An 11,195-nucleotide genomic window follows, 5' to 3' on the forward strand; every position below is an offset into this window, starting at 1 on the left:
AGTGAGCGACGCGGCATTCTCTGCATCCGGCAGCCCGATTACCATCGAAGGCGTGCAAAAGGCGCGCGGTGCGCTGACGCGTAACCGCATCAAGCTGGCGCTTTTGTTCGCCTCGCTCTTGTTCGTCGTCATTCTCGGACGCCTGGCGCTCTTGGCGATGGAGACCGTCGAAGACGATTTCGTCGGCCAGGAACGCCCCGCGCTGACGGCGTCGCGCCCGACCCTGCTCGACCGGAACGGGCAGCAGCTCGCCATCGATATCCAATCGCCGTCGTTGTTCGCGGAGCCGCGCAATATTGTCGATCTCGACGAGGCGGTCGAAAAGATCTCCCGGGTGCTGCCCGATCTCGACCGCAAATTCTTGCGCGAGCGCCTGGATGGCGACGAGGGTTTTGTCTGGCTGCAGCGCGAGCTGACCCCGGCGCAGCAGGATTCGATCATGCGCCTTGGCCTGCCGGGCATCGATTTCGTGACCGAGACCCGGCGTTTCTATCCCGGCGGACCGGTGGCTTCGCACATCCTCGGAGCGGTCAATGTCGACAATGTCGGGATCGCGGGTATCGAGGCCTATCTCGACCGCGAGGAAGTCGCGCTCCTGCAGGATCTCGGCCTGGCACGCGACCGGACCCTCGAGCCCAAGAACCTCTCGATCGACCTGCGCGTGCAGCACGCCATGCATCGCGAACTCAAGGACGCGCTTGAGCGCTACCAGGCGATTGCCTCGGCCGGTGTGATGATCGATGTGCGTACCGGCGAGATCATCGCCATGGCATCTTTGCCCGATTTCGACCCGAACGACCCGGCTTCAGCGCTTGAGGAAGGTCGCTACAATCGCATCACCGCGGGCACGTTCGAGCTCGGTTCGACCTTCAAGACCGTGACCATTTCCGGCGCGCTCGACAGTAGCGCGGTCTCCATCACCGACCGCTTCGACGCGACCTCGGCAGTGCGGTTCGGGCGCTTCTCCATTGGCGATTTCCACGGCAAGAACCGGGTGCTTTCGGTGCCCGAGGTCTACAAATATTCCTCGAATATCGGCACCATCAAGATCATGCAGGCCTGGGGCAAGGACAATTACCGGGCCTATCTGCACAAGCTGCATCTCGACGGGACACCGACCATCGAATTGCCGGAGAAAAAGACCGCCAACGTGCCGAAAACCTTCTCGGAGGTTGGCGCGGCCACGGCCTCGTTCGGACACGGGCTTTCGGTGACGCCCCTGCAGCTGGTGGCGGCCTATGCGGCGATTGCCAATGGCGGGACCTACATCCCCCCGACGCTGTTCAAGCGCGACCCGATCGATGCGCAGATCCTGGGCGAACAGGTGATTTCCAAGCGCGCGAGCGATGACATGCGCTATTTGTTGCGGCTTAACGCGCTCGAGGGCTCGGGCCGACGTGCCGCGCCGGATGGCTACATGGTCGGTGGCAAGACCGGGACGGCCGAAAAGGTTGTTGACGGGCGGTATTCCTCTGCCAAGAGTCTCGCTGTATTCGCCTCGGTGTTTCCAATGGATTCGCCGCGCTATGCCATGGTCATTCTGGTCGACGAACCGCAACCGGAAAACGAGAGAAGTGGCCGCACAGCCGCATGGAACGCGGGGGATGTGACGGGCCGCATCATCGAGCGGGTCGCGCCGATGCTGGGCGTGTTGCCCGATTTCGACGAAAACCGCGATGTGGCGCTGGTGCCGGCGGCACTGCAATAAGTTGGGGCAGGGGCAAGAGTGGGGATCAGGGATTGAGTTTCGAACTGGCTGATATTCTGGCCGAAGACGACAAGAAGCAGGTGCCCAAGGGCCTGCATGTGACCGGCATTCGTGCCCAGAGCAGTCATGTGGCACCGGGCGAAGCTTTTTTTGCGCTGCCGGGCACGCGGGTGCATGGCAACCAGTTCATCGCTGATGCCGTTGAGAACGGCGCGGCCATGATCGTCACAGACCACAAGCCGGACATCGAGCCGGTTGTGCCCGTGGTGGTGGTCGAGGATGTGCGCGCAGCCTATGCCCGCGCCGCCGCCTCATTGTTCGCGCCGCAACCCGAAATCAGCGCTGCGGTCACCGGCACCTCCGGCAAGACTTCTGTCGTCAATTTCCTGCGTCAGTTCTGGGCCCATGCCGGGATCAAGGCGGCGAGCGTCGGCACGCTCGGGGTCATTGTTGAAGGCGAAGAGATGATGGGCGGTTCCACCGGCGACCTGACAACGCCGGATGCGCTCGACCTGCATCACCAGTTGCGCAATCTGAAGACGCTCTATGACGTCGACCACGTGGCGCTTGAAGCCTCAAGCCATGGCCTCGATCAGCGCCGGCTCGACGGCTTGGCCTTTGACGCGGTCGGCTTCACCAATCTCAGCCACGAACATCTCGACTATCATGGCGAGATGGCGGCCTATCGCGATGCCAAGATGCGGTTGTTCCGCGACCTTCTTAAGGAAGGCGGGACGGCGGTGGTCAATTGCGACGATGCCGAGCATCCGCCGTTCATGTTCGCGGCCCTCGAGCGCGGCGCCACGCTGATGACTGTCGGTCGCGAAGGTGCGCATTTCGAAGTGGGCGAAGTGATCCGCGAAGGCTTTGGCCAACGCGTAACCGGCAAACTTGTCGGGGAAGATGTGAGCTTCCACCTGCCGTTGACCGGCGAATTCCAGGTTTCGAACGCCGTTGTCGCCGGGGCCATGGCCATGGCGACGGGCGTGGAAAAGGAAGCCATGATCGAGGGCATGAGTGCCCTCCGCGGCGCCAAGGGCCGGCTCGAACACGTCGCCGATCACAATGGTGGTGGAATCTTTGTCGACTACTCCCATAAGCCCGCCGCACTGCAGTCTGCGCTTGAATCACTGCGTCCCTATGTCGACGGCCGCCTGATTGTCGTCTTCGGCGCCGGTGGAGACCGCGACAAGGGCAAGCGCCCGATCATGGGGCAGATCGCAACCCAGCTCGCCGATGCAGTGATCGTCACTGACGACAATCCGCGCAGTGAGGACCCCGCCGAGATCCGCAAGGAAATCCTGGCCGAGGCTCCTGCCGCGCGCGAGGTTGGTGACCGGGCCGATGCGATTGCGCTCGGGATTGGCGACATGCGCAAAGGCGACGTGCTGCTCATCGCGGGCAAGGGGCACGAGGATTATCAGATCGTCGGGTCCACCAAGCACCATTTCTCTGATCATGAAGTCGTGGCGCAGGCCGTTTCGGCCCAGCGCGCTGCCGGGTGACCGTGGCCTGTCTGTGGACCCTTGCCGCTGTCGCGGAGGCCACAGGCGGCCGCATTGCCGGTGATCCGGCGCCCGAATACTCCGGAATTGCCATCGATTCCCGCACTGTCGGGCGCGGCGATCTGTTTGTCGCCATCGCAGGCGACCGGTTCGACGGGCATGATTTTGTCGAGAGTGCTATTGCTGGCGGCGCCGGGGCAGGGCTGGTTTTGGAAGACAAGGCAGAAGCGCTTGAGCGCAAGGGGTTGCCGCTTATCGTCGTGCCGGATGCCTTCGAGGGACTTCGCGATCTGGCCAGGGCTGCGCGGGCGCGCACCAGCGCCAAGGTCGTGGCGGTTACTGGCAGTGTCGGCAAGACCTCGACCCGTGAGGCGATCCGCCATGCACTCTCCGCCATCGGCCGGACCCACGCTTCGGTCAAGTCGTTCAACAATCATTGGGGCGTGCCGCTCACTCTGGCGCGCATGCCGGAAGACACAGAGTTCGCGGTTATTGAGATCGGCATGAATCACGCCGGTGAAATCACCCCGCTCACTCAGATGACCCGGCCCCATGTGGCGATGGTGACAACGGTGGCGCCGGCGCATCTCGAGTTCTTCGACAGCGTGGCCGGGATCGCCCACGCCAAGGCGGAAATTTTTGAGGGTCTAGGGCCAGGCGGCATGGCGTTGATCGGGCTCGGGCATGAGCATGAAGCCATTCTGCGTGACGCAGCAGCGGCCCATGGCGCAACGATCCTTACCTATGGCCGGGCCGACAATGCTGATATCCGCATCGTTTCCGAAACGTCGGGACCAACTGCCTCGGGCCGGATCGACGTGCGCGGAGAGGCGGTCGATGTGACACTCGACCAGGCGGGCGGGCATGCGCTTTTCAACGCTGCCGGGGCTTTGGCCGTGGCCAGTGCGGTCGGCGCCGATGTCAAACGCTGCGCTGAGGCACTCTCCGCCATGAAAGCCGTCGAAGGGCGAGGGGCGGTGCATCAGCTCGGCCGCATCACCCTGATCGATGAAAGCTATAATGCCAATCCCGCTTCGATGCGGGCGGCGCTCTCGGTGCTCCACGACACACCCGCTTCGCAGGGCCGCCGGATCGCCGTGCTCGGCGATATGCTTGAGCTCGGTCCGCAAAGCGCCAAGCTTCATGCAGAACTTTCACAGGCCGTCATAAACAGCGGTGTACAAAAGGTCTATCTGGTGGGGGGGCACATGGCCCGCCTGGCAGAAGAACTGCCGGCTCCTCTGGTCGCCGCACATGCGAACTCGACTGCGGAGATCTCTCCCAAGGTCCTCAATTCGCTTGCTTTTGGCGATGTGATTATGGTCAAAGGGTCGCTGGGCGTTGGGCTCGGGGGGCTGGTCAACGACATCCGGGCGCGGTTCGCTTCCGAACCGGGCAAAACGCCACCAGCAAAGTGACGCGAAGTCTCCATGCTCTATTTTCTCGGTCAGTTCGGCGACGTCTTCACCCCGTTCAACGTGTTTCGGTATCTCACCTTCCGCACTGGCGGGGCGGTGATCACCGGTCTGTTTTTCGTGTTCCTGTTCGGTCCTGGCCTGATCCGGTTCCTGGGTTTGAGGCAGGGACGGGGACAGCCGATCCGGGAAGACGGCCCGCAATCGCATCTTCTGACCAAGAAGGGCACGCCGACCATGGGCGGGCTGATGATCGTGTCAGGACTCGTGGTTTCGACTCTCTTGTGGGCGAATTTGTCGAATGCCTATGTGTGGGTGGTGCTGGCGGTGACGGTCGCTTTCGGCATGATCGGCGCTTATGACGACTATCTCAAAGTGTCTTCGGGAACCCATCAGGGCTTTGGCGGGCGTCAGCGTCTTCTGATCGAGGCGATTGTGGCGGCCTTTGCCTGCTTCATCGTGGCCCAGGTCGGGGAACCCGACACCTCGCACTCGCTGGCCCTGCCATTCGTCAAGGATTTCATGATCGACCTGGGCTGGTTTTACCTGGCATTCGGCGCCTTCGTGATCGTGGGGGCGGGCAATGCGGTCAATTTCACCGACGGGCTGGATGGCCTTGCCATCGTGCCGGCCATGCTGGCCGCTGGCTCCTTCGGGCTGATCGCGTATCTCGTCGGCAATGAAGTCTTCGCCAATTATCTCCTCGTCAATTTCGTGCCCGGCACGGGCGAACTTGCCGTCATCTGCGGGGCGATGATCGGGGCAGGGCTCGGTTTTTTGTGGTTCAATGCCCCGCCGGCTTCGATCTTCATGGGCGATACCGGCTCGCTGGCGCTTGGCGGGATGCTCGGCGCTATCGCCGTTGCCACCAAGCACGAGATCGTCCTGGCCATCATTGGCGGGCTGTTCGTTCTGGAGGTCGTTTCGGTGGTGGTGCAGGTGGTCTCCTATCGCACCACCGGCAAGCGCATTTTCAAGATGGCGCCGATCCACCACCATTTCGAACATCTGGGATGGACGGAGAGTCAGATCGTGATCCGGTTCTGGATCATCTCCTTCGTCCTCGCCATGATCGGGCTGTCCTCACTCAAGCTGCGGTAATCCACAGGCTGGTGGAATCGCAGCGCGCGGCCACTCACGGTTAAATCTTGGTAACTTCATGCTGGTAGATTGCACCAATTGCGTGTGCGTATCTGCGTGAGGCCCCTCGTGAACATCTTCTCCCGTGACCGGAAAACCCTGATCGCCGAATGGTGGTGGACGGTCGACCGTGAACTGCTCGGCGCCCTGTTTGCCCTGATGGGCATCGGGATCCTGATGAGTTTTGCCGCCAGTCCGGCGGTCGCGGAGCGGCTCAAGCTCGGGGAGTGGCACTTCATCATCCGTCACATGCTGCTGCTGATCCCCACCATCGGGGTCATGCTCGGTGTCTCGTTGATGACGCCTCGACAAGCGCGGTTCCTGGCACTCGGGGTTCTGGGCGTATCGATGGTGCTGCTGGCGGCGACGCTGGTCGTGGGCACCGAAATCAAGGGGTCGCAGCGCTGGCTGAGCTTTGCTGGCCAGTCCCTGCAGCCATCCGAATTCGTCAAACCCGCTTTTGCGGTGATCGCGGGCTGGTTGATGGCGGAACGCATGCGACGCACCGATGTGCCGGGTCATGCCATCACGCTCGGTCTTTTGGGCATGATCGTTGGCATGCTGATCCTGCAGCCGGACGTGGGGCAGACGGTGCTGATCCTTCTGACCTGGGCGGCGCTCTTGTTCATCGCCGGCATTTCCTGGTGGGTGATCGCAGTGCTCGGCGGTCTCGGCATTGCCGGCATTACCTCGGCGTATTTGCTGTTTCCGCATGTGAGCCGGCGTATCGACACCTTTCTGGGCGGAGACTCTGGCGACAATTACCAGGTCGAAAAGGCCTTGCAGTCGCTGGTCGAAGGCGGCTGGTTCGGACGCGGCCCCGGGGAAGCGGTGACCAAGCGGTTCCTGCCTGACGCCCATGCGGATTTCGTGTTCTCGGCGGCAGCCGGGGAATTCGGGATCCTCTTCTGCATGGCGCTTGTGGGCCTGATCGGGTTTGTGGTCTGGCGCGGACTGAGCCGGGCGCAATTGCTCAATGACCTGTTCGCCCGCCTGGCAGCGAGTGCGCTCGTCATCCAGTTCGGCCTGCAATCGGCGATCAACCTGATGGTGAACATCAATCTGATCCCGCCCAAGGGCATGACCTTGCCCTTTGTCAGCTATGGTGGCACATCCATGATCGCCGTGGCGTTCGGGATGGGAATTCTCCTGGCGCTGACACGGCGCAAACCGCAGGAAGCCATCGCCTCAGGTCTGCCCCTCGAGCGCGAGGCGTTGCGGCACGAGGCTGCATGAAGACTTTCACACTGATGGCAGGCGGTACGGGCGGGCATCTGTTTCCCGCCCAGGCGCTCGGCCAGGAACTCAAGCGCCGCGGACACGCGATCTCGCTGATGACCGACCGGCGCACCTCGCGCTATCTCGATGTCTTTCCCGCCAACCGGACCTATGTGATCCCTTCGGCCACGCCGCGCCTGCGCAATCCGATCAAGGCGATCGAGGCCGGGTTCACCATTCTGCGCGGCATGGCGACGGCGCGCTCGACACTCAAGAAACTTCAGCCCGACGCGGTGATCGGCTTCGGCGGTTATCCGACCTTTCCGCCGTTCCTGATGGCCTCGCTGATGGGCATTCCAGGCCTACTGCATGAGCAGAACGCGGTGATGGGCGCGGCCAACCGGGCGCTGGCGCGTTTTGCGGACGGGCTGGCGCTCAGCTTTGACGACACCCGCCACGCGGACAAGTTCGCCATCGCCAGGACCGTCACCGGCAACCCGGTCCGCGACGCGGTGCTGGCGGTGGCCGATCAGCCGCTGCCGCCAATCGGCGAGGGCATGAAGCTGCGGTTACTGGTGTTTGGCGGCAGCCAGGGCGCGCGGTTCTTTTCCGAGGTGATGCCCGGCGCCATCGAGGCGCTGCCCGAGAGCATCCGCAGCCGGCTGATCCTGACCCAGCAGTGTCGCGAGGAAGACCTCGAGCGGGTGACCCGCGCCTATGCCGCGGCCAAGGTCAATGTGGAACTCGCGACGTTTTTCGACGATCTGCCCCAGCGCATTGCCGGCAGCCACCTGGTGATCGGCCGGGCAGGGGCGGGCACGATTGCAGAGCTGGGCGTGCTGGGCCGTCCTGCTATCCTTGTGCCCTTGCCCGGTTCGCTCGATCAGGACCAGAGTGCCAATGCGAAGGTCATGGAGGCCGCCGGCGGCGCGCTTGTGTGGCGGCAGGACACGATTTCACCGCAATCGCTTGCGACCGAGCTGGAAAGGCTGCTGCCCGACAGCGACAGGCTGACGACAATGGCCGCCAGGGCCGCTACAATCGGGCGGGCCGATGCGGTCGGTGCGCTTGCGGATTTCGCCGAGGCCATCGCCGAAGGTGCCGCTGCCCCATCAACTCCGCGCTCGACGGAGGAAGGAGAACGCTCATGAAAATGCCATCCAATATCGGCCCCGTGCACTTTGTCGGGATCGGCGGGATCGGCATGAGCGGGATCGCCGAAGTCCTGCACACCCAGGGCTATGAGGTGCGCGGCTCGGACATCAATGCCAATCCCAATGTCCAGCGCCTGCAGAAGATGGGCATCGAGGTCGAGATCGGCCAACGCGCCGAAAACCTGCGCAACGCCGCTGTGGTCGTCGTCTCTTCGGCCATCCGCAAGGACAATCCGGAGCTGATCGCGGCGCGGGCGCGCTCGCTGCCGGTGGTGCGCCGGGCCGAGATGCTGGCCGAGATCATGCGGTTCCGCAACGCCATCGCCATTGGCGGCACCCATGGCAAGACAACCACCACTTCGCTTGTGGCGGCGCTGCTCGATGCCGGGAATTTCGATCCGACCGTTATCAATGGCGGCATCATCAATGCCTATGGCACCAATGCCCGGCTCGGCGCCGGGGACTGGATGGTGGTCGAGGCGGATGAGAGCGACGGTACTTTCGTCAAGCTGCCGGCCGATGTCGCCGTCGTGACCAATATGGACCCCGAGCATCTCGACTATTACGGCTCGTTCGAAGCGGTGCGGAAAGCGTTCCTGCATTTCATCGAGAATGTGCCGTTCTACGGCTTCGCCGTGATGTGCACCGACCACCCCGAGGTTCAGTCTCTGGTGGGTGAAATCGAGGACCGCCGGGTCATCACCTATGGCGAAAACCCGCAAGCCGATGCGCGTCTGTTGGGCCTCACAACGAAAAATGGCGGCAGCGTCTTCTCTGTGGCGATCCGCGACCGCGTCAAGAAAACCGACAAGCTGATCGAGGGGCTCGAACTGCCCATGCCGGGCACGCACAATGCCCTTAACGCGACAGCGGCGATTGCCGTGGCCGACCAGCTCGGCATCGACGAAACCGCGATCCGCGAAGGGCTCAAGAACTTCTCTGGCGTCAAGCGTCGTTTCACCCGCACCGGCCTTGTCGATGGCATCAGCGTGATCGACGATTACGCCCATCACCCGGTCGAGATCGCTGCGGTGCTGCGGGCCGCCCGGTCGGCGACCGAGCGCGACGTCATCGCGGTCGTCCAGCCGCACCGCTATTCGCGCCTGCATGATCTGATGGATGATTTCGCGGTCTGCTTCAACGATGCGGATACAGTGATTGTGGCGCCGGTTTTCAGCGCCGGCGAGGCCCCTATCGACGGGGTCAGTCACGATGAACTGGTGGCCCGGCTCCGCGCCAAGGGCCATCGCGATGCCCAGGCCATCGACCGGCCCGAATTGCTGGCATCGGTGATTTCAGCGCGGGCCAAGACGGGCGACTATGTCGTGTGTCTGGGAGCAGGCAGCATCACCCAGTGGGCGGCGCATCTGCCCGGCCAGATCGAAAGCCTGCGCCAGAACAACCAGGACCATCAGGATCACAAGGAGTCCTGATTTTGCAGGACGTCGTTTCGATAATCCCTTGTCCTTCATTCTTAATGTATTGATTCAAGTGGGGTTTTACCCATGGCTACTGACAATGTGTCTGATGAAAGCGTGACGTTTCCCGATATTCTGCCCGATCTCGGCGCCTGGACCGGCGATGTGCGCGGGCGGCTGGTGCCGAACCAGTCGCTGGCGGAGATCACCCGGTTTCGCGCCGGGGGACCGGCACAGCTGTTTTTTGCGCCCGCTGATGAGGACGATCTCGCCTTCTTCCTCAAAAATCTCGACCCGGCGATCAAGGTGACCGTGATCGGCCTTGCCTCCAACCTTCTCGTCCGCGATGGCGGCATTGAAGGGGTGGTCATCCGCCTGTCCGCCAAGGGGTTCGGGCAGCTCGAAGTGCTTGGCGACAGCAAGATCGCCGCCGGGGCGTCTTCGACCGACTTCCGGCTGGCCAATGCCGCTGCGGAAGCGGGGATTGACGGGCTGGCCTTTTACCGGGGCATTCCGGGCGGGGTTGGTGGCGCGCTCTATATGAATGCCGGCTGCTACAAGACCGAGACGCGCGATCGTATGGTGTCGCTGCGCGCGGTGACGCGGCAGGGGGAAGTCATCGAACTCTCCAACGCCGATATGGGCTACGAGTACCGCAAGTCGCATGGCCCTCGCGATGTGATCTTCACCCGGGCCGTGTTCCAGGGCGAGCCGGGCGATCCCGACGCGATCAAGGCGCGCATGGAAGAGATCACGTCCCAGCGCGAGCAAAGCCAGCCGATCAAGGCCAATACCGGGGGCTCGACCTTCAAGAACCCGCTGCCGCAGTCGAGCTGGAAGGTGATCGATGCCGCCGGCATGCGCGGCTACCGGGTCGGCGGTGCGCATGTGAGCGAGAAACACTGCAATTTCCTGATCAACGATCAGAACGCCACCGCCCACGATATCGAGACCCTTGGTGAAACCGTCCGGCAGAAAGTGCGCGCGCATTCGGGCATTTCGCTCAAATGGGAAATCCGCCGCATGGGCCGGTTCGTCCCGGGCCGCGAGGTGCGCGAATTCCTTGATGGCGAGGTCTTTACCGGCGCGGTGTAGGCGGGTGAGGGGCGGCCCGGGAGGATGCGATTGCCAACAGCCCTCATCCTGAGCTTGTCGAAGGACGAGGGCGCAATGTGGGTGATCACGAACTGTGCGGCCCATCCTTCGACGGGTTCAGGATGAGGTCGAGGAACTAGGTTGACGCCCACCATCAAAACTTATCCCCGCCCTCTGCACTTCCCTTATCCTCCCCTGACCAGCTTGCGATTGAGCGTGGTCGCGACGAACGGTCAGGCAGGTCTGGGTCCGGGTTCCATGAGGGTCGCCTCAGGGAAGGCCAAAACTGCGCCGGAGCCGGCTGCCGTCAAGGCGGCGGTGTACTCTCGAAAGAGAGCGGGGATTGACCCCAGCCCGTTGACGCAGTCCAAGCCCAAAATCCCGGGTGAGTGGGACGCGGTGCGCCTCGCTTCTATTCGTTTACGGATGAGACGTTCCGCGTCCCACTCCCGCTCTATCGCAAACCCTGGAGGCAACCGCCTGCCGGGCCAGGAGGCATGTCCGATGGAAACAAGAGAAGCGATGCGAGGGAAAAGGAGGAC

General features: G+C 62.9%; 8 protein-coding genes. All 8 read left to right on the forward strand.

Annotated features, from left to right (window positions below):
• The first annotated feature begins 1 nt into the window (after nt 1).
• The gene (locus G489_RS19300; RefSeq protein ID WP_245578820.1) at nt 2–1,708 is read left to right on the forward strand and encodes a peptidoglycan D,D-transpeptidase FtsI family protein; all 1,707 of its coding nucleotides are present in this window, start codon (nt 2–4) and stop codon (nt 1,706–1,708) included.
• A 32-nt stretch (nt 1,709–1,740) separates the two neighbouring features.
• A complete protein-coding gene (locus G489_RS19305) occupies nt 1,741–3,213 on the forward strand; it encodes a UDP-N-acetylmuramoyl-L-alanyl-D-glutamate--2,6-diaminopimelate ligase (protein WP_035871557.1) in 1,473 nt (490 codons plus the stop codon).
• The gene (locus G489_RS0105950; protein ID WP_245578822.1) at nt 3,210–4,631 is read left to right on the forward strand and encodes a UDP-N-acetylmuramoyl-tripeptide--D-alanyl-D-alanine ligase; all 1,422 of its coding nucleotides are present in this window, start codon (nt 3,210–3,212) and stop codon (nt 4,629–4,631) included. Before G489_RS19305 ends, G489_RS0105950 begins: the two co-directional genes overlap by 4 nt.
• A 12-nt stretch (nt 4,632–4,643) precedes the next feature.
• Nucleotides 4,644–5,729: a phospho-N-acetylmuramoyl-pentapeptide-transferase gene (gene mraY, locus G489_RS0105955; protein WP_029040768.1), complete on the forward strand. Its 1,086-nt coding sequence runs from the start codon at nt 4,644–4,646 to the stop codon at nt 5,727–5,729.
• Nucleotides 5,730–5,837: 108 nt separating this feature from the next.
• Nucleotides 5,838–7,004, forward strand: coding sequence for an FtsW/RodA/SpoVE family cell cycle protein (locus G489_RS0105960; RefSeq protein WP_342667634.1), 1,167 nt, complete (start codon nt 5,838–5,840; stop codon nt 7,002–7,004).
• Nucleotides 7,001–8,137, forward strand: a complete 1,137-nt coding sequence (gene murG, locus G489_RS0105965) for an undecaprenyldiphospho-muramoylpentapeptide beta-N-acetylglucosaminyltransferase (RefSeq protein WP_029040770.1) — start codon at nt 7,001–7,003, stop codon at nt 8,135–8,137. The genes G489_RS0105960 and murG overlap by 4 nt, the downstream gene beginning before the upstream one ends.
• Nucleotides 8,134–9,573 (forward strand): UDP-N-acetylmuramate--L-alanine ligase, encoded by a 1,440-nt coding sequence (murC, locus tag G489_RS19310; protein WP_051332355.1) that lies wholly within the window; start codon nt 8,134–8,136, stop codon nt 9,571–9,573. The genes murG and murC overlap by 4 nt, the downstream gene beginning before the upstream one ends.
• Before the next feature lie 72 nt (nt 9,574–9,645).
• The gene (gene murB / locus G489_RS0105975) at nt 9,646–10,653 is read left to right on the forward strand and encodes a UDP-N-acetylmuramate dehydrogenase (protein WP_245578823.1); all 1,008 of its coding nucleotides are present in this window, start codon (nt 9,646–9,648) and stop codon (nt 10,651–10,653) included.
• Nucleotides 10,654–11,195: the final 542 nt, after the last annotated feature.

Origin of the sequence: Cucumibacter marinus DSM 18995 (assembly GCF_000429865.1) — a bacterium.
GTDB classification, from domain to species: Bacteria; Pseudomonadota; Alphaproteobacteria; order Rhizobiales; family Devosiaceae; genus Cucumibacter; species Cucumibacter marinus.